Genomic DNA, 17,922 nt, shown 5'->3' on the forward strand with positions numbered 1-17,922 from the left:
CCTTACTGTTTTTAATGAACTCAGTGATTCGAGGAGGAGTGAGGGCGGAGCCCGAACGACGGGGTCCCCTTAGCTCCACCACCGCGCTCACAGCTCCACCAACGCGCTCACTTCTCCGGCGACGTAGGCAGGTAGCGACCGGTGATGCTGGACGGGTCCGCGATGATCTGTGCAACAGTGCCCGTGCCGACGATTGTCCCGCCGGCGGTGCCGCCGCCTGGGCCGAGGTCGATGAGGTAGTCGGCGTTGGCGATTACGTCGAGGTCATGCTCGATGACGATGACCGTTGCTCCGTTGTCGAGCAGACGTTGCAGCACGTGCAACAGGACTTGCACGTCGAGGGGGTGGAGTCCGATGGAGGGTTCGTCGAAGACGAACAGCGTTTCGTGCTGATCCCTGTCGAGGTCGGTGGAGAGCTTCAACCGTTGCGCCTCACCACCGGAGAGCGCTGGGGTGGCCTCGGCAAGGGTGAGGTAGGACAGGCCAAGGTCGGACAGCAATTGCAACCGCGCGTGGACCTTCTTCAGGTCTATGACGTGGCTGAGCGCTTGTTCGATGGTCATCGCGAGAAGCTCGGGGAGTGAGAGGCCCCGATCGTCGGCGTCGTGGTCAGCGGCGGCGTGGCGCGGGTGGCGGCGCACCTGGTCGGCGGCGGGGGAGTAGCGAGTTCCCTCGCATTCGGGGCAGACGATGTCGACGTCTGGGAGGAATTGCACGTCAAGGGAGATCTGTCCGGTGCCGTCGCATTGTGGGCATCGGAGGCTGCCGGTGTTGTAGGAGAAGTCTGCGGCTCTGAGGCCGAGGCGTTTCGCGTCTGGGGTGGCGGCGTACACGCGTCGCAGGTCGTCAAGGACGCCGCTGTAGGTCGCGACGGTGGAGCGTACGTTGATCCCGATGGGGGACGCGTCCACGACGCTGACCCGTTGCAACCCGCCCGTATCCAGCTGTGTGACGTGGGCGGGGAGCCGTTCGCCTTTCGCGCTGGCCTGGAGGGCGGGCACGAGGCTCTCGAGCACCAGTGTTGTTTTTCCGGATCCGGAGACTCCCGTGACGGCGATCAGTCGGCCCTTGGGGATGTCCAGATCGAGAGCGTGGACGGTGTGCAGGGGCGAGGTGGACAGGTGGATGCGACCGTCGGTAAACATGTCCGCCGCGGATGCTGGGTGACGAACGATGGTGTTCTGGCTGCGGTCGATGAACCCGGCGATCTTCGAATCGGGGTTGTGCATGAGGTCGGGCAGCGTGCTGGAGGCGATGATCTGGCCGCCTTCGGTTCCGGAGCCAGGGCCGATCTCGATCAGCCAGTCCGATTCCCTCAAGACCTGTACGTCGTGGTCGACGATGACGACGGAGTTCCCGTCGATCAGCAGATTGCGCACCACTCCCAGCAGGCCGTCGATATTGGAGGGGTGTAGTCCGATGGAGGGTTCGTCGAGGACGTAGAGGACGCCGGTGGTGCGGTTGCGCACCGCACGGGAGAGCTGCACCCGCTGGCGCTCCCCGGTCGAGAGGGTGGAGGATGCCCGGTCAAGGGCAAGGTAGCCGAGCCCGAGTTTCACGAGCATCTGGGCGGTCTCGACCATGTGCGCCACGATATTCTCGGCCATCGTCACCATCGCGGCTGGCATTGTGGCCGGGATGGTCTGCACCCATGCGGTGATCTCCTCGAGGGTCTTGCCGGTGGCTTCGGCCAGGTCGATGCCTTCCACCTGGGTGGAGCGGGCACGGGCGGAGAGGCGGCTGCCGTGGCAGACGGGGCAGGTCTGGATGCTGAGGAAGCGTTCGATCCGGTTCAGGCCTTTCTCGGTGTCGGCTTTCTTGAGGGCCTCCTCGACGGCCTGAGTGGCGTTTCGGTAGGTCATTTTGAGCTCGAACAATTTGCCATTCTTCGCCGGGTAGAGGATCTGATGCTGTTCGGAGGGGCCGTGGAAGACGATGTCGCGTTCGTGGTCGGTCAGCTCGGCGAAAGGCACGTCGGTGCGCACCCCCATGGCGGCTGCGACCTGCGGGTTCGCGGCGAGTCCGAACATCCCCCACGGCGCGACGGCGCCCTGGTCGATGCTGATCGTCTCGTCAGGGACGAGCGAGTCGGGGTTGACCTCCCTGACAACCCCGGTCCCCTGACAGCGGGGGCAGGCACCCTCGCTGTTGAACGCGAACGATTCCGCGCTTGGCGGTCCGAACACCGCCCCACACACCGGGCACGTCAGCGGGAGATCCAGTGCGACGTCCATCGTCGGTTCCATCCGGTGCCCGTTCGGGCATTCGTGGTGTCCAAGCCTGGAATAGATGAGCCGCAGACTGTTCAGCAGCTCGGTCGAGGTGCCGAACGTGGATCGCACCCCTGAGATCCCTGGCCGCTGCCTGAGCGCGAGTGCGGCAGGCACATGCTCCACGGAATCGACTGCGGCACGGCTCGCCTGAGTGAGGCGACGCCTCGTATACGTGGAGAGAGCCTCCATGTACCGGCGTGACCCTTCCGCGTACAACACGCCGAGCGCGAGGGAGGATTTCCCCGACCCTGACACCCCTGCGATCGCCACGAGCTCGTTCAGGGGCACGTCAACGTCGATGTTCTTCAGGTTGTGGACGCGCGCCCCGCGCACGGCGATAGCTGAGGGTGTGGCCGGTTGCAGAGGTGTGGAAGGTGCGGACATGAGGGCTCCTCTATTCGCGATTCCTGTGGGTTCTCGAGTAGTAGGTGTTCTCCCCAGAGCGGATGTCATCAGCGGTCAGATCGGCGTTGACGGCACCGGCGATAAGCGAGCCAGCGCCGAGAGACACGGACACATTGGAGCGACGATCGATCACGTTGCCAACGGCCCACACATGCGTGACGCTGGTGCGGCCATCGGCGTCGACTCTCACCCACGAGTCGCCAGCATCATCCTCCAGCGTTCGCGCGCCTAAGTCACGCAGCAACGTGTCGCGGGGGTGGAGCGTGGTCTGGGTGAAGATCGTGTCCACCGGTACGGATCTGTCGGGCAGCTCAATCGCTGTGAGGATGCCAGCGCTCGACCGCACGGCGTGCACCCGACCGTGCTCGATCTGAATACCGCGCCGTTCAAGTGACCGGCGCGCGTCTGGTGAGAGCTCGTCGAGATCATTCGGAAAGTAAACGACCTGGTCGGACCATTGGCGCAGTTGCTGAGCCTGCTCGAGCCCGTGCGGTCCTGCGGCAATGACGCCGATGATGTGGTGGCGATGTTCCCACCCATCGCAGTACGGGCACACCACGACGCCACGACCCCACTGCTCGCGCAGGCCGGCAATGTCGGGCAGCCCGTCACGGAGCCCCGTGGCCACGATCAGTCGCCGTGCTGTGACAACTCCTGACGGACCAGCGACCTCGATACCGCTATCGTCGGCACGAGCCGCCGTGACGCGCCCATCGACGACGACGCCGCCGTATCCTCTGACCTCGCTCCGACCGAGCTCGAGCAGGCGAGCCGGCGGCAGCCCGTCATGACCGAGGACGCCATGCATATGCTGTGCCACGCCGTTTCTCGGGTCGCCTGCGTCAAACACGACCACGCGGCGGCGGGCCCGCGTCAGTGAGAGCGCAGCGCTCAGCCCCGCTGGACCGCCGCCCACCACCGCAACGTCGAACAAGTCGGATGCCATCACGTGCCCTCACGAAGGATGCTGTGCATACTCGGATGCCCCGAATCCGCTCGCGTGCAAGCGGATGGGGTGATGCCCGTGAGGATACCCGCGGTTCGCGCCTCGCGCGCTGGACCCGACGGAGCTTTTTCCCGCTCTCACTTCCGCGCTCTGGCGGTCGCCATCCAATAGGGTTGGCCTACCTCAATGAGGAGGACCCTAGTGACTCAAACACTGCCAACGGCCCCGAGTGCCGTGACCCGCGCCCCGCAGCGGAAACTACTGGTTTCGCTGTTCTCGATCAACGCGATGCTGCTCGCCTGCTACGCGTCATTCATGACGATCTTCGTGCCGAACCAGGTTGCCCTGGTCGACGAAGCCGACAAGGTGGGCAATCTTGCTCTCGTGATGACGGCATCCGCTATTGCTGCGGTGATCATCCACCCGCTGGTCGGCGCGTGGTCAGACCGCACCCGCAGCCGGTTGGGGCGGCGTGCGCCGTGGATCCTGGCCGGGGCCGGTGGTGCGGCGCTCTTCATGATGCTGCTGGTGGCCATGAACACGCTGCTGTGGATCACGGTGGTCTGGGTGCTGCTCATGCTTGCGCTCAACGCGCTGGGCACGGCGGTGCCCGCTGTGGTCGCCGATCATTTTCCGCGGGAACGTCGCGGGGTGGCCTCGGCCGTCATCGCGATGGGAACGATCGCCGGCATGGGGATCGGCGTTGTCGGAGCAGGGATTTTCGTCGAGAACATTGGCGTCGGGTACGCCGCATTTGCCGCCGGAATCTTCCTGGTTGCTGTCGCGTATGTCCTCTTTAATAGGGACACGTCTTCCGTCGGCCTCGTTGTGCCACCGTTCTCCTGGAAAAGCTTCCTCGGAGGCTTCTGGGTGAACCCCCGCAAGCACCCCGATTTCGCGTGGGCATTCAGCGCCCGCTTCCTCATGATCCTCGCCTACCAGGGTGTGCAGACCTACCTGCTGTACGTGCTGACCGACTACATCGGGTTGCCGCTCGTGGAGGCGGCAGGCCTTGCCGGCCTCCTCACGGTCACCCAACTCGTGGCTGCCCTGCTCAGCACGTACATTTCGGGACGCATCTCCGATCGCACTGGCCGCCGCAAGGTGTTCGTCATCGCGTCGTCGCTCATCATGGGCGCGGCACTCGTCATTCCGCTCGCCACGCCCACCGTCGCCGGCATGTTCGCCCTCGCCTTCGTCTTCGGCATCGGCTACGGCGTGTACCTCAGCGTCGACCTCGCGCTGATGACAGAGGTGCTCCCAGACGAAACGGAGGACGCCGCGAAAGACCTTGGCATCCTGAATGTCGCGACCACGCTGCCGCAGGCCCTCACCCCGCTCGTTGCCTGGCTGCTCATCAGCATCAGTGGAGGGTACGCGTCGATCTTCGTGGCCGGCATCGTGTTCGCCATTCTCGGGGCGGTCGCCATCCTCCCGATCAAGAGCGTCCGATGACCAGCGGCACCGCTCGGGTGGCGAACGCGTCCGACGAGCGTGAGATCACGGCGCCCGTCACCTTCCTGCTCCCCAACGGTCGGCAGAACCCGGCGGCCGTCGGCTGGACCCGCCATCAGCTGCACGACACCGACTCCCTCGGGCGTGGCCTCTATGGCTGGGGCCGTAACAAGCGCTGGGAGTACTGGGGCATCACCACGCCGACCCACATCATCGCGGTGACCATCGCCGGACTCGACTTCGCGTCCTTGCATCAGCTGTGGGTGCTCGACCGCGAGACGCTGGTTCCGATCGACAGCGCTGTCATCGGTCCGTTCAGTCGAAACGTGAGCCTGCCTGGCACCCTCGGCGCCGGGTCTTCCCGCGCCAGGGGAAAGGGGCTGTCCATCGACATTGACGAGGTCGACGGCGGCACGCGGTTGCGCGCAGAGTCTGCCAGGGTGCGGCTCGACGTGATCGCGACGATCCCCGACGGGCATGAAGCGCCGGCCACCAGTTCGCCGTTCAGCGCGCGGCTCGCCCAGTACACCGTGAAGGACGTCGATCGACCGACGTACGGCTCCCTCTGGGTTGATGGCGAGGAGATCGCCGTGCCGGAGGGAGCATCCTGGGCGGTGCTCGACCATGCCCGTGCACGCTCGCCATACGGCACGCACTGGAACTGGGGAGCGGGCGCCGGCATGACAGCCGGAAAGCGGATCGGGTTGCAGCTGGGTGGTGGCGGCACTCGGCCGCATGGCCCGTCGCAAAATGCATTCACCGTGGACGGCCGGGTGCACAAGGTCGCAGAGCTGTTGACGTGGGAGTTCAATTCCACCGACTGGCTGGCGCCATGGCGCATCACCTCCGCTCGGGTCGAGCTCACCTTCACCCCGTTCTACGACCGCTTCGCGAGCATGAATTTCGTGGTCATCGGGTCGAAGACCCACCAGTGCTTCGGGCACTACTCTGGCTGGCTCATCGACGACGCTGGAAAACAGGTACTCGTCGAGGAGATCGTCGGCTGGGCGGAGGACGTGTACAACCGCTGGTGATGCGGTCGTGGCACGGCATCCATTCACCTGTTCGCAATTGAGTTGTGCACAATCTAATTGCCTGTTAGCTTTATTGCATGTCAGTTGAGAACCCGCTCGCCCTCGACGATCAGCTGTGTTTTGCGCTGTATTCGGGGGACAAGGTCGTGACGTCGGCGTACCGCGAGGTGCTGGACCCGCTGGGTCTCACCTACCCGCAGTACCTCGTGATGCTCGCGCTCTGGGAGCAGGACGACGTGACCATCTCCTGGCTCGGTTCTCGCCTCGGGCTCGACAGCGGAACGCTGTCGCCCTTGCTCAAGAGACTCGAGGCAGCCGGACGGGTAACGCGCCAGCGCAGTGCGACCGATGAGCGGATGGTCATGGTCACGCTGACGAGTGACGGTCGCGACCTCAGGGCGCGTGCCCTGCGCGTTCCCCTGGAGCTCGGCACCCAGCTCGGGCTGGAGCCGACCGAAGCCGCAGAGCTTCGGCGCATCCTCAACAAGATCTGCACCATCAACAACGCTCCTTCAGAACGAGCATCAGACACACCAGACACAAAGGAATCCCTATGAACACGCTCTACACCGCAGAAGCCCTCGCTACCGGAGGCGGCCGAAACGGCCACGTCGCAACGACGGACAACCGCATTGACCTCGCGCTTGCCATTCCAGCGGCCATGGGTGGAACCGGCAATGGCGCCAACCCAGAGCAGCTCTTCGCCGCCGGCTACGCGGCCTGCTTCCACAGCGCCCTGCAGATGGCAGCCCGTGAGCACAAGGTCAGCGTTGAGGGCTCCAGTGTCGGCGCCCAGGTGCACATCGGTGCTATCGAAGGTGGCTTCGGTCTGGCCGTGACTCTTGAGGTCGTCCTCCCCGACGTGCCGGCCGACATCGCGCAGTCGCTGGCCAGCCGTGCACATGAGGTGTGCCCGTATTCCAACGCGACCCGCGGAAACATCGTCGTGGACATCGTCGTCTCCGACGACTAAGTACACAGGCCAGTCGCGTAAGTACACAGGCCGATCGCGTAAGTACTCAGGCCGGTCGCACGCCAGCACAACGAGCATGTTATGCCTCAAGCGTCACCCATATGGGTGGCACACTATGCGAAAATTAAGTTTCGGATAGAGGGAAGCATGGCGATGATTGATCAGGCCACTCGGGCCGCAGACACGCGCGAGCGTATCCTGGCGGCCGCTGCCGTTGAGTTTGCGGAGCATGGCTATGTCGGTGCCTCGATCGGCACGATCGCCGACAAAGCGGATGTGGGAAAAGGACTGGTTCAGTATCATTTCCGCGCAAAGTCCGACATTGCAGGTGCACTGATCCGGGGGGTCTTCGCACACGAGCCCGTCACCGACGAGTCGGGGGCCACGCCCCTTCGGGGGATTGATGCGATCATCGCCTCCATCCGCGAGGATGCCAGCGCCTATCGCGACGATGTTCGGGTGCGTGCAGCTGTGCGGCTGGTGCGCGAGCACGACCAGATCAACGTCCAGCTGCCAACTCCATACGTCAGCTGGATTGCCCAAATCTCGGCGATGCTTGACGACGCCATCGCCATGGGCGACGTGCGCGCCGACCTCGATTCGAAGCGCGAGGCGTACCACCTGGTTGCATACTTCAACGGGGTGCAGGAAATCTCCGGTCGGCTGACCGAGTGCGCTGACCTGCTGGAACGGATCGACGAGATGTTGCTCCGGTCACTCACCGTCGTTGGCGTAGCGGATGTCCAGCGGCGGTTGAGCGCGAATATCGGCCCTCGCCCTGCGCAGTATTTTCCGCGCCTCGATACCCAGCGCTAAAGGGTAGACGACGAGTTTTACCGTCGGGCACTTTACTGTACGATCGTACTAAGCGGCGGTTCGGCTTCTCGGCGAACGTGAATCGGGGGATTCTCGGTTTGCTGGACGCAGCCACGCCGCTAGACCGGCACAGGAGGGTGTGCCGGTAACCAGGCCGCTGCGCTGGTGGTCGGGGGACTGCCAGCGCGGTCTGGTTCTGCCCACTTCAGGAGCGCGGCGAAAGTTGCACTATGTCAACCATTGTGTAACATTGCACTCCGTGTCAGAAAGTGCAATTTGCGAGCGCGGCATTCTGCCAGCCGAGATCGAGGCCACGGCGCTCGCATCCGCTCTCGACCCGGAACCGAAACTCATTGCTTCGCTGCTCTTCGAGTCGACCAGCGCCACCACTGCCTAACCACCCACAAAACCTAAGGATTCCTAGCGATGGCCTCTCCATCATCTTCGCTCACAGCGGGGCAACCGTTGCTCCTCACGCAGAAGCGCATCTGGATCATCTTCTCCGCGCTCATTGCGGGGATGCTGCTCTCGAGCCTTGACCAGACCATTGTGTCCACGGCTATGCCGACCATCGTCGGCCAGCTGGGTGGCGTCGAGCACCAGGCGTGGATCACCACCGCCTACCTGCTTGCCACCACCATCGTGATGCCAATCTACGGAAAATTCGGTGACGTCCTCGGCCGCCGCCGCCTGTTCCTGTTCGCCATCGCGCTCTTCACGCTCGCGTCGGTTGGCTGTGCATTCGCAACCGACTTCTGGAGCTTCGTCATCTTCCGGGCCATTCAGGGTCTCGGTGGCGGTGGACTGATGATCCTCTCGCAGGCCATCATTGCCGACATCGTTCCTGCCAAGGATCGCGGCAAGTACATGGGCCCGCTGGGCGCAATCTTCGGCCTGTCCGCTGTGGCCGGACCGTTGCTCGGGGGCTTCTTCGTCGACCACCTCACGTGGGAGTGGGCGTTCTACATCAATATCCCGATCGGTATTGCCGCGTTCACCATCGCCTGGTTCGCCCTCACGCTGCCGAACAAGAAGGCCACGCGCAAGATCGACATCCTCGGCGTTGTGCTGCTCTCGGCCGCGACGACGTTCCTCATCTTCTTCACCGACTTCGGTGGCAGCAAGGACCACGGCTGGGGCGCTCTGGAGACCTGGGCGCTCGGCGCTGCCATGGTTGCTGCGATCGCGGCCTTCATCTGGGCAGAGACCCGCGCAGAAGATCCCATCATTCCGCTGTCACTCTTCCGCAACCCGATCTTCGTCAACGCCACGGCCATCGGCCTCACCCTCGGCCTCGGTATGTTCTCAGCGATTGCGTTCGTTCCGACCTTCCTACAGATGTCGTCTGGCACGTCGGCCGCGGCATCCGGTCTGCTGATGCTGCCGATGATGGCCGGTCTGATGGGAACCTCCATCTGGTCGGGTATCGCCATCAGTAAGAGCGGCAAGTACAAGATGTACCCGATCTTCGGTACGCTCCTGACGGCCGCGGCCATGCTGGCGATGACAACGCTCAGCGCAACGACGCCCATCTGGCTGATCTGCGTCTACCTGTTCTTCTTCGGTGCTGGACTTGGCCTCATCATGCAGGTCATCGTGCTTGTCGTGCAGAACGCTGTGCCGGCTGAGGAGCTCGGAACGGCAACGAGTACGAACAACTACTTCCGTGAGGTGGGAGCCGCTCTCGGCGTTGCCATCTTCGGAGCGATCTTCACCAACTCGCTCTCCGACAAGCTGACCGCCGTCTTCACCGACGCAGGGGCATCCACAACGGATGCCGGCAGTGCGACGGCCACGCTTGACCCGCAAACACTGAGCCAGCTGCCTGATGCTGTTCGCGAAGGCGTGGTGACGGCATACGCCGACTCGCTCGCCCCCGTCTTCTGGTACCTGATCCCGTTCATCGCGCTGTCGTTCGTGCTGGCACTGTTCCTCAAGGAGATCCCGCTCTCTGACACCGCAGGAATGGTGGCCAGGGGCGAGGCCATCGGTGGTGCTGAGGCTGAAGCGCTCGCCTCTGCACAGTCCGGTTCTGCACAGTCCGATGGCGTACCCGCAACGGACGTGGCAACCGCTGGTGCAGCGGATGCGACATCCGGCACGGCAGTGTCCGACGACTCCGACGCAGAACGGGTCTAGTTCTCGGGTAGCGTCGCCGATGGCCACGCAGGCGGCCTTGCTGCTGCGGGGGAGGCGGAATAGAGTCACAACATGGCTGAGCATGCGGGAAACAAGAAGCCGCCCGTCGTGGTGGGCGTTGCACCGGGCCAACCGGCCAGAGTGGTCGTGCAGGCGGCCCGATTCGCCGCAGAGTTCGACACCACCCTGATTTGTGCGCATGTGAATCCTGGACGCTTCGTGGTCTCGGAGGGTGCGGACGGTTCGGTGTCTTCAATGCCCATCGACCCAGATTTTGCCGACACGCGTGAAGAGGAATTCGACCGCGAACTCGCGGAGACCCTCGATTCGATCCTCATCGACACCCATGTTGATTGGAGTTCGCGGGTGCTGGTGGGGGACATCCCCGTGGCGCTCGGCCATCTCGCTGACACCGTGAACGCGGCCATGATCGTGGTGGGGACCCATGAGCGATCCGTCGGTGGTGGCATTCAGGAGTTCTTCAACAGGTCGATTGGTATTCAACTGGCCCATCGCCAGTTGCGGCCCGTTGTAGTCGTTCCCGCTCGTGCCCCAGGAGCCGAGCAGAAACTGCCGTGGGAGGCAGCGTAATGGCATCCGGAGCCCGGCCCAGTTACCTCCGGTGGGCGTCGATCGGCCTTGTCGCGGCCGGAGGTGCCGTAGGGGCCGCCTGTCGTGAGGCCTTATCGCTGTGGATCCCGTCCGTCAATGGTGTGCCGATAGCCATCGCCATCATCAACGCGATCGGCGCCTTCTTGCTCGGATACCTCTACGAAGGGCTCACCCGTCTCCCGAAGGGGGACAAGACAGTGGGCAGGTTGAAGCTGCTTCTCGGCACCGGATTCTGCGGCGGGTTCACGACGTACAGTTCCCTGGCCACCGATACAGCGGTGCTGAATTCGAACGGCGACTGGGGCTGGGCGCTGCTCTATTCCCTGGGCACCGTGATCGTTGGCGCCCTTGCCACCCTGCTTGGAATTGCCATCGCCTCGAGGGCCAACGAGCACTACAAGGCCACCCACCCGGCTCCGGCCAGCCAGGATGCTGACGCAGCGCAGGGAGCACACCAATGACCCCGCTCATCTTCATCCTGTTGGCGGTCGCCGGTGGCGTTGGCGCCAGTGTGCGCCTCATCGTCGACGGTCTCATCCGCGCCAACCTGAAGACCGCATACCCGTGGGCGACAACGATCATCAACATCACCGGCTCGTTCGTTCTCGGGTTCATCACGGGTCTCACGCTCGTGCGCGTGTTGCCGACCGACCTGAACATCGTGATCGGCACCGGGTTCCTAGGGGGCTACACCACATTCAGCACCGCCAGCTACGAGACGGTACAGCTGGTCAAGCAGCGCCGGTATGGCGCGGCGCTCGGAAGCGGCATCGGAATGCTGATCGGCTGTGTGGCCGCAGCGATGCTTGGCCTCTGGCTCGGCAAGCTGGTCTAGTTCAGGTACGGGCGAGCGGATGCCGCCGGGCAGTCAGCGTGTGCCGCGAGGTGCGCGCTTAGCCTGCGCAGCGAGGGAGCTGTGGGAGCCGTGAGCACCGCTGGCGCGGTCTTCGCTCGTGCGGACGAACCGGGTCATTCCAAAGCGTTCCCCAGACTGGCGCAGCGTGTCGCTGGAGTCGACCGGCATCCGCAATGAAACGTGTGAACGTTCCTCATCCATGATGAACACGGTGACGGTGGCCTTGATTGACGGCCACTGCGCGAGGCGCGTGGCCACCAGGTTGTGAATGGCAGAGACACCGGCTGCCCTGACCACCAGCATGGCGTCATGCTCGCCGGTCATGACGATGAAGTACTCCAGCTCGGCGAGGCCGGACAACCGGCTGCGAAAGTCTGCCCATTGGCTCTGGCGCACCGTGACGAACACCATGGCCGCCACGCTCAGCCCCACCGCTGCAGGGTCGATGTCGGCATGCACGCCACGAATCACCCCTGAGCGAACCAGCGCTTCATAGCGCGTGTACGCATTCGAGCGAGAGATTCCCAGTTCCTCCGCCAGGGTCGCCACTGAGATTCGTCCGTTGTCTCGTAACATCTCGAGCATTCGTATATGAGTCTCATCAAGGTCCATCGTTGGCTCCCCCTTGTCCATCGAATCATCCATTGATCGGCTAATTAGAGATAATATTCGGCTTTGCCCGCAAGCGTCATGATTTTGTCCTTGTGTTGACGCGCCTGCGTGCACAGTTGATCGCAAATGCCCGTAAGTTCGCGCTAACAATCCATTTCAGATGCGAGAACGCGTCGTGTCTCCTGCACGCCGCAACGCACACCGGGGGCGCAGGGAAACTGCCATCCCGGTGTGCGCTGCCGCTGCCGGTTCCTAGCCGTTGAACTCCGCGGGGTGCGGTCCGGTACGGCCATCACGCTCGAGGGCGTCGATCGCAACGAGGTCGGCATCCGTCAGCTCGAAATCGAGAATGTTGAGGTTCTCACGGATCCGAGCAGGCGTCACCGACTTCGGGATGATGATGCGTCCCTGCTGCAGGTGCCAGCGCAGGATGACCTGGGCTGGCGTGCGGCCGAGGCGCGCCGCGATCTCCGTGATGCTTTCGTCGCTCAGCAACGCCCCCTGGGCGAGCGGGCTCCACGCCTCGGTTGCGATGCCGTGAGCGCGGTTGTAGGTCACGGTGTCGTGCTGCTGTAGGGCTGGGTGCAGTTCGATCTGGTTGACGGCCGGCACGATCGTTGCGGTGGCGGCGAGCTCGTCGCGCCGCTGCGTTCAATGCGCGCAACGCATCCCACCGGTCTCCTCGGTCTTCGCTGATTGAGGAGCGAGCGCCAGCGAATGTCTCGAATTCCAGCGAGCCAAACTGTGGACCGTGGTTGCGACCGAAGACCGGCTCACGGGGTTTTCGAAACGGCCGTGAACGGCCTCTTCGAGTCACGCGTCAAGCAGTGCCTCTGCCGGCTCAGCCGCTGCCGGCGTTCCTGCTCGCGGCCCGCTGCGCCTGGCGGCAACCGCCGCACCAATCATGAGTGACAGGGCGATGAACGTGATCAGCGCGCCGGCCCAGATCGGTGACGTGTAGCCGAGACCGGCGGTGATGGTGATGCCACCCACGGCTGCGCCGAGCGCGTTGCCGAGATTGAATGCGCCGATGTTGGCGCTCGAAACCAGCGTCGGCGCGCTTCCGCCGTACTTCATGACGCGCAGCTGCAGGCCAGGAACCGTGGCGAATCCGAAGCCGCCCATCAGCACAAGCGACGCAATGGTCATGATCTGGCTCTGCGCCGTGAGCGCGAAAAGCACGAGGACGACAGTGAGGCCAGACAGGATGACAATCAGGGCGCGATCAACGCCGCGGTCTGCGGCCTTGCCGCCGAGGACATTACCGAGGAAGAGTCCGACGCCGAAGAGTACGAGCAACCACGGCACCGTCGTGCTGGCGAATCCACTCACCTCGGTGAGCGTGTACGCGATGTAGGTGAAGGCGCCGAAGATGCCACCGAATCCGAAGATGGTGAGGAGCAGGGACAGCCAGACCTGGCCGGAGCGGAACGCGCGCAATTCTGCGCGAAGGCCGCTGGCGGCATCCGCTTCGATTCGTGGTGCGCGGGGGATGAAGGCGACGAGGCCGATGAGTGCGATGATGCCGATAATGGTGATCGCGACGAACGTTGAACGCCAGCCGAAGCTCTGGCCGAGGAAGGTGCCGAACGGTACGCCGAGCACGTTGGCGGCGGTGAGGCCCGTGAACATGATGGCGATGGCGCCGGCCTTCTTCTCAGGGGCGACGAGGCTGGCCGCGACGACGGAGCCGATACCGAAGAAGGCGCCGTGGCAGAGAGCGGCGACGATGCGACCGATCATCATGGCCGGGTAGTCGGCGGCGGTGGCTGAGATCAGGTTGCCGAGGATGAACAGCACCATCAGGGCAAGGAGCACTGGCTTGCGGGGGAGGCGCGTGACGGCCGCGGTGATGAGGAGTGCTCCGACGGCGACGCTCAGCGCGTATCCCGTGATCAGCCAGCCCGCGGCTGCCTCTGTGACGTTGAAGTCGGCGGCGATGTCGGGGAGGAGGCCCATGATGACGAACTCGGTGAGTCCGATGCCGAACCCTCCGACGGCGAGGGCGATGAGGCCGAGTGGCATACGAATTCTCCAGAGATATGCAGGTGCGAGGCTAGGCAGAAACGAAGTTTGTGCTTACGCTTGTAGTTGCAGGCGCGGTATAAATCATTGCACACGCAAGTAACCCGCGCAAGCAACTACTTTGCGCGCGGAACACTCCGCGCCCAAACCCCGCGCCGGTATCACTGCACGACAGGAGCATGAACATGGGTATCGCCGACGACGCAGTCGAGATCCGCACGAGGGGATGGCGCACGCTTGCCGCCCTGCACGGACTCATCGAGACCGAACTTGAGCGAGCGCTGCAGGGGGCCGTTTCGCTCTCCGTCGTCGAATACACGGTGCTCGATGCGCTCAGCCGTCAGGACGGCTGGCACATGCGGATGCAGCAATTGGCACACGCGAGCGCCCTGAGTGCGAGTGCGACGACTCGCTTGGTCACGCGGCTGGAAGACCGGGGACTGCTGACCCGCATCCTGTGTGCCGATGACCGCCGCGGAATTTACACGGAGCTTACGGCCGCGGGCAGCGAGCTGCTTGAGACGGCCAGGCCGATTCACGATGAGACGCTGGAACGTGCGCTGCGGAACGCGCGTGAGATCCCAGAGCTGGCGCCGCTGGTCGAGTCGCTGCCGGAGTTGGCTGGCGTGCCAGCGAGCTGAAGTCTGCCGGTCCCTGACGTGCACAATTGGCAATCCGCGCACGCGTCTGCCGCGATCCGAGGCACGGATGCCCCTATGCTCGCTGCATGGATGCACAGGCGCACTCACTGGGTCGGAAGACCATTGCCGCATACGCGGTCGGCTCGCTCGGCACCGGCGGTTTTGCCACTCTGCCAGGGTTGGTGCTGGTCTACTACCTGACCGACACCCTCGGGATCACCGCGCTCGCCGCCGGCCTGGTCGTCACCCTGGCCAAGATCTGGGATATCGTCATCGACCCGATCATCGGTGCACGCAGCGACCGAAGTCTGGTTGTGACTGGATCGAGGCGCCGGTTCATGGTGCTCGGCGGCTCGTTGCTCCCGCTGTTCTTCATCCTGACGTTCGCCGTGCCCGCCGGAATTGATCGGCCCGTCGCCGCGCTCTGGGTGTGCCTCGCGTTTCTCATCTGCGCCACAGCGTTCAGCCTGTTCCAGGTGCCGTACATCGCTCTCCCCGCCGAACTCACCGGCGACTACGACGATCGCACCCGCCTGCTGACGTGGCGCGTCGTGATGCTCGCGCTGGCGATCCTGTTGTTCGGGGCAGGCGGTCCGCTGCTGCGAAGCCTCAGCAGCGACGTGCGCGTCGGGTACCTGATGATGGCCATCGTTGCCGGTGTCGTGATCGGCGCTGGAATGCTGATCTCGGCATCCGTTGCCCCTCGTCATGTCGTGGTGAGCCCAGGGGAGGGCTCTGTCCGCGCGCGGCATAGCCGTTGGAGCGCTGGCTACCTCAACGGCCTGCGCGCGCTGAAGCGCAGCCAGCCATTCAGGGCCTTGCTCGCTACGTTCATCCTGCAGGGATTGGCCACCGGCATCATGCTCGCCGGCGCCCAGTACGTTGCCACCTGGGTGCTGCGCTCAGAGGATGCCGTCACCTTCCTCTTCGTTGCGCTCATCGCCCCTGCTCTGGTGTGCGCACCGGTCTGGGGTGTGGTGGCCAGGCGCATCGGCAAGGAGCGCGCATTCACGATCGCCAGCGTTCTTTACGGCATCGCGGCGCTCGCGCTCGTCGGCCAGCTCTGGGCCCCAGGCACCTGGATCTACGCGCCCGTTGCCCTCGCCGGTGCTGCATACGCTGGCATGCAGTCGCTGCCCATGGCGATGTTGCCCGACGTGATCTCCTACGACGCGACAACGAACGGCGCCGGAAACGCCGGAATCTTCGGCGGCATCTGGACGGCGGGGGAGACAGCCGGCATGGCGTTCGGCGCCACAGCACTGACCGTGGTGCTCGCGCTCACCGGCTACACGGAGCGTGTCGCAGGTGAAAGCGTCGAGCAGAGCGCGACCGCCGTAGCCGGCATCGTGATCAGCTTCAGCATCGTGCCTGCGGCCGTCATGGTGCTCAGCCTCGTCACGCTGTCTCGCTATCGCCTGCGCAAGAACGACATCGACCTGACCATCGCAACCCAGGAGGCACTTCGTGGCTGATTCGACCGACACTGCGGCATCGACGGAGAGGTCAGCGTTGACCGACACATCCGAGCAGATCCTCGCCCGCCTCACGGAGCTGAGACAAGCGGATGCCCCCACTCACGGCGGCCACGTGCTCTCCTACGTCTACGACTCCGGCCTGGCCGAACTCGACGAACTGGCCGCACAGGCGATCCGGATCATGCAGCCGGTCAACGGACTCGACCCGACAACGTTCCCCTCTGTCGCCGCCATGGAACGCGACATCGTTGGCTTCGCTGCCCGGATGCTGCACGGCGAGCCAGGCGCGCCAGGCGAGCCAGGCGCGCCAGGCGAGCCCGGCGAGCAAGGCGAGCAGCCCGCCGCACCATCAGCAGCTGCCGACACCATGGTCGTCGGCACCGTCACGTCCGGAGGCACCGAAAGCTGCCTCCTCGCGGTCAAGACAGCCCGCGATGGGTGGCGCGCCAACGGTGGCACCGGTGTTCCCCGCCTGCTCGCGCCCGTGACCGTGCATGCCGCCTTCCACAAGGCCGCCCACTACTTCGGCCTTGAGCTCGATCTGGTCCCCGTCGACACCGACGGGCAGGTTGATGCCAACGAGCTGATCCTCCGCTTCGGGGCTGATGTCGCCATCGTCGTCGTCTCAGCCCCGTCGTATCCGTACGCAACGCTTGACCCGATCCAGACAGTCGCTGCAGCAGCATCCGTTGCCGGCCTTTCGTGCCACGTCGATGCGTGCATCGGCGGCTGGGTGCTGCCGTGGTGGGGGAGTGACCTGCCGGCGTGGGACTTCGCGGTGCCCGGCGTCACCAGCATCTCGGCCGACCTGCACAAGTTCGGCTACGCGCCCAAGGGTGTATCGGTGCTGCTGCACCGCGGGCGGGACAGGCAGCGTCACCAGTACTTCGCCACGAAGCGCTGGCCTGGGTACCCCGTCGTGAACCCCACCATGCTCGGGTCGAAATCGGCCGGCGCCCTCGCCGCTGGGTGGGCGATCATCGAACGGCTCGGCACCGACGGTTTCGCCGAGCTCAGCCAGTCGTGCAAACGGGCAACGGATGCCTTGATCACGGCCGCAGAGGCCATCGACGGGCTGCGCGTGGTCGGGTCGCCGACCGGGCCGTTGTTCGCCGTGGCAGCGGACGATGCCGTGCCCCCCGCCAGACGCGTCGACCCGCACCACCTTGCCGATCGGATGCGGCAGCTGGGCTGGCTCGTGCAACAACAGCCCGGCCTGCTCCAGCCGAACGGCGTGCAGCTGCCGCCGACCACCCACCTGACGCTCACCCCTGTCACCGAGTCTGTGGAGGGTGAGCTGATCGCCGCGATGGTGCAGGCCGCCGACGACGTGCGCGGCGTGCCAGCCGTTGATCCAGTGCATGTGCTCACCGCGCTGCCGGAATTGCCCGCGGAGGCACTGAGCGGCACGATGACGCTCACCTCTGACCAGGCCGCCGGGCTGCTGGCCAGCCTCGGAATCGGCGATGGCAGCGGCGGTGATGGTGACGCCGGCGCGAGCGCGTTGCCCGATCAGATGGCGCCGTTGCTCGCCGCGATGGAGGCACTCCCCGCTCCGCTGACCGAGCGGCTGCTCATCGAGCTGCTGGCCCGGTTGGTTGAGCCCCGACTGTGAGGTGAGTGTCCGTTGATTGAGGAGCGAGCGCCAGCGAGTGTC

At 64.6% G+C, this 17,922-nt stretch carries 18 protein-coding genes; 13 read left to right on the top strand and 5 right to left on the bottom strand.

Annotated features, from left to right (window positions below; all coding sequences use genetic code 11):
* Window positions 1-107 precede the first annotated feature (107 nt).
* Both AC25Z0_RS00095 and AC25Z0_RS00100 read right to left on the bottom strand, forming a co-directional pair.
* The gene (locus AC25Z0_RS00095) at window positions 108-2,657 is read right to left on the bottom strand and encodes an excinuclease ABC subunit UvrA (protein ID WP_488131863.1); all 2,550 of its coding nucleotides are present in this window, start codon (window positions 2,655-2,657) and stop codon (window positions 108-110) included.
* Between the two features lie 10 nt (window positions 2,658-2,667).
* On the bottom strand, window positions 2,668-3,624 hold the full coding sequence (locus tag AC25Z0_RS00100; RefSeq protein ID WP_488131864.1) for an NAD(P)/FAD-dependent oxidoreductase: 957 nt from the start codon (window positions 3,622-3,624) through the stop codon (window positions 2,668-2,670).
* 201 nt (window positions 3,625-3,825) lie between these two features.
* Between AC25Z0_RS00100 and AC25Z0_RS00105 the strand changes: the two genes are divergently transcribed.
* From AC25Z0_RS00105 to crcB, 10 genes are all read left to right on the top strand, one after another.
* Window positions 3,826-5,079 carry an MFS transporter gene (locus AC25Z0_RS00105; RefSeq protein WP_488131865.1) on the top strand — a complete coding sequence of 418 codons (1,254 nt, stop codon included), beginning with the start codon at window positions 3,826-3,828 and terminating at the stop codon, window positions 5,077-5,079.
* A complete protein-coding gene (locus AC25Z0_RS00110; RefSeq protein WP_488131866.1) occupies window positions 5,076-6,113 on the top strand; it encodes a DUF2804 domain-containing protein in 1,038 nt (345 codons plus the stop codon). The genes AC25Z0_RS00105 and AC25Z0_RS00110 overlap by 4 nt, the downstream gene beginning before the upstream one ends.
* Before the next feature lie 77 nt (window positions 6,114-6,190).
* Window positions 6,191-6,670, top strand: coding sequence for a MarR family winged helix-turn-helix transcriptional regulator (locus AC25Z0_RS00115; protein ID WP_488131867.1), 480 nt, complete (start codon window positions 6,191-6,193; stop codon window positions 6,668-6,670).
* Window positions 6,667-7,086 carry an organic hydroperoxide resistance protein gene (locus AC25Z0_RS00120; protein ID WP_488120824.1) on the top strand — a complete coding sequence of 140 codons (420 nt, stop codon included), beginning with the start codon at window positions 6,667-6,669 and terminating at the stop codon, window positions 7,084-7,086. The genes AC25Z0_RS00115 and AC25Z0_RS00120 overlap by 4 nt, the downstream gene beginning before the upstream one ends.
* A gap of 147 nt (window positions 7,087-7,233) precedes the next feature.
* Window positions 7,234-7,902: a TetR family transcriptional regulator gene (locus tag AC25Z0_RS00125; protein WP_488131868.1), complete on the top strand. Its 669-nt coding sequence runs from the start codon at window positions 7,234-7,236 to the stop codon at window positions 7,900-7,902.
* 259 nt (window positions 7,903-8,161) lie between these two features.
* Window positions 8,162-8,299, top strand: coding sequence for a hypothetical protein (locus AC25Z0_RS00130; protein ID WP_488131869.1), 138 nt, complete (start codon window positions 8,162-8,164; stop codon window positions 8,297-8,299).
* Between the two features lie 29 nt (window positions 8,300-8,328).
* Window positions 8,329-10,041: an MDR family MFS transporter gene (locus tag AC25Z0_RS00135; RefSeq protein ID WP_488131870.1), complete on the top strand. Its 1,713-nt coding sequence runs from the start codon at window positions 8,329-8,331 to the stop codon at window positions 10,039-10,041.
* Between the two features lie 72 nt (window positions 10,042-10,113).
* Window positions 10,114-10,632 carry a universal stress protein gene (locus tag AC25Z0_RS00140; RefSeq protein ID WP_488120828.1) on the top strand — a complete coding sequence of 173 codons (519 nt, stop codon included), beginning with the start codon at window positions 10,114-10,116 and terminating at the stop codon, window positions 10,630-10,632.
* Window positions 10,632-11,114 carry a fluoride efflux transporter FluC gene (locus AC25Z0_RS00145; protein WP_488131871.1) on the top strand — a complete coding sequence of 161 codons (483 nt, stop codon included), beginning with the start codon at window positions 10,632-10,634 and terminating at the stop codon, window positions 11,112-11,114. The genes AC25Z0_RS00140 and AC25Z0_RS00145 overlap by 1 nt, the downstream gene beginning before the upstream one ends.
* Complete coding sequence (gene crcB, locus AC25Z0_RS00150; protein ID WP_488120830.1) at window positions 11,111-11,488, top strand: fluoride efflux transporter CrcB; 378 nt, start codon at window positions 11,111-11,113, stop codon at window positions 11,486-11,488. The genes AC25Z0_RS00145 and crcB overlap by 4 nt, the downstream gene beginning before the upstream one ends.
* Window positions 11,489-11,521: 33 nt before the next feature.
* Here the strand turns inward: crcB and AC25Z0_RS00155 are convergent, their stop codons facing one another.
* From AC25Z0_RS00155 to AC25Z0_RS00165, 3 genes are all read right to left on the bottom strand, one after another.
* Window positions 11,522-12,154 (bottom strand): Lrp/AsnC family transcriptional regulator, encoded by a 633-nt coding sequence (locus AC25Z0_RS00155; RefSeq protein WP_488120831.1) that lies wholly within the window; start codon window positions 12,152-12,154, stop codon window positions 11,522-11,524.
* Window positions 12,155-12,373: 219 nt separating this feature from the next.
* Window positions 12,374-12,736: an aldo/keto reductase gene (locus tag AC25Z0_RS00160; RefSeq protein ID WP_488120905.1), complete on the bottom strand. Its 363-nt coding sequence runs from the start codon at window positions 12,734-12,736 to the stop codon at window positions 12,374-12,376.
* A 198-nt stretch (window positions 12,737-12,934) separates the two neighbouring features.
* Window positions 12,935-14,146, bottom strand: coding sequence for an MFS transporter (locus AC25Z0_RS00165; RefSeq protein WP_488131872.1), 1,212 nt, complete (start codon window positions 14,144-14,146; stop codon window positions 12,935-12,937).
* A 185-nt stretch (window positions 14,147-14,331) separates the two neighbouring features.
* Here AC25Z0_RS00165 and AC25Z0_RS00170 point away from each other — a divergent pair, with 185 nt between their 5' ends.
* The 3 genes from AC25Z0_RS00170 to AC25Z0_RS00180 all read left to right on the top strand — a co-directional run bounded on the left by AC25Z0_RS00170 (window position 14,332) and on the right by AC25Z0_RS00180 (window position 17,880).
* A complete protein-coding gene (locus AC25Z0_RS00170; RefSeq protein WP_488120833.1) occupies window positions 14,332-14,787 on the top strand; it encodes a MarR family winged helix-turn-helix transcriptional regulator in 456 nt (151 codons plus the stop codon).
* Between the two features lie 86 nt (window positions 14,788-14,873).
* Window positions 14,874-16,262: an MFS transporter gene (locus AC25Z0_RS00175; protein WP_488131873.1), complete on the top strand. Its 1,389-nt coding sequence runs from the start codon at window positions 14,874-14,876 to the stop codon at window positions 16,260-16,262.
* Window positions 16,255-17,880: a pyridoxal phosphate-dependent decarboxylase family protein gene (locus AC25Z0_RS00180; protein WP_488131874.1), complete on the top strand. Its 1,626-nt coding sequence runs from the start codon at window positions 16,255-16,257 to the stop codon at window positions 17,878-17,880. The genes AC25Z0_RS00175 and AC25Z0_RS00180 overlap by 8 nt, the downstream gene beginning before the upstream one ends.
* Window positions 17,881-17,922 lie beyond the last annotated feature (42 nt).

The sequence above is a fragment of the Leifsonia sp. Y862 genome (genome assembly GCF_057669585.1).

Coding starts and splice junctions, on each gene's coding strand:
- crcB (WP_488120830.1), top strand. CDS start 11,111: ATGACCCCGCTCATCTTCATCCTGTTGGCGGTCGCCGGTGGCGTTGGC.
- AC25Z0_RS00095 (WP_488131863.1), bottom strand. CDS start 2,657: ATGTCCGCACCTTCCACACCTCTGCAACCGGCCACACCCTCAGCTATC.
- AC25Z0_RS00175 (WP_488131873.1), top strand. CDS start 14,874: ATGGATGCACAGGCGCACTCACTGGGTCGGAAGACCATTGCCGCATAC.
- AC25Z0_RS00155 (WP_488120831.1), bottom strand. CDS start 12,154: ATGGATGATTCGATGGACAAGGGGGAGCCAACGATGGACCTTGATGAG.
- AC25Z0_RS00120 (WP_488120824.1), top strand. CDS start 6,667: ATGAACACGCTCTACACCGCAGAAGCCCTCGCTACCGGAGGCGGCCGA.
- AC25Z0_RS00110 (WP_488131866.1), top strand. CDS start 5,076: ATGACCAGCGGCACCGCTCGGGTGGCGAACGCGTCCGACGAGCGTGAG.
- AC25Z0_RS00145 (WP_488131871.1), top strand. CDS start 10,632: ATGGCATCCGGAGCCCGGCCCAGTTACCTCCGGTGGGCGTCGATCGGC.
- AC25Z0_RS00115 (WP_488131867.1), top strand. CDS start 6,191: ATGTCAGTTGAGAACCCGCTCGCCCTCGACGATCAGCTGTGTTTTGCG.
- AC25Z0_RS00170 (WP_488120833.1), top strand. CDS start 14,332: ATGGGTATCGCCGACGACGCAGTCGAGATCCGCACGAGGGGATGGCGC.
- AC25Z0_RS00165 (WP_488131872.1), bottom strand. CDS start 14,146: ATGCCACTCGGCCTCATCGCCCTCGCCGTCGGAGGGTTCGGCATCGGA.
- AC25Z0_RS00135 (WP_488131870.1), top strand. CDS start 8,329: ATGGCCTCTCCATCATCTTCGCTCACAGCGGGGCAACCGTTGCTCCTC.
- AC25Z0_RS00125 (WP_488131868.1), top strand. CDS start 7,234: ATGGCGATGATTGATCAGGCCACTCGGGCCGCAGACACGCGCGAGCGT.
- AC25Z0_RS00140 (WP_488120828.1), top strand. CDS start 10,114: ATGGCTGAGCATGCGGGAAACAAGAAGCCGCCCGTCGTGGTGGGCGTT.
- AC25Z0_RS00100 (WP_488131864.1), bottom strand. CDS start 3,624: ATGGCATCCGACTTGTTCGACGTTGCGGTGGTGGGCGGCGGTCCAGCG.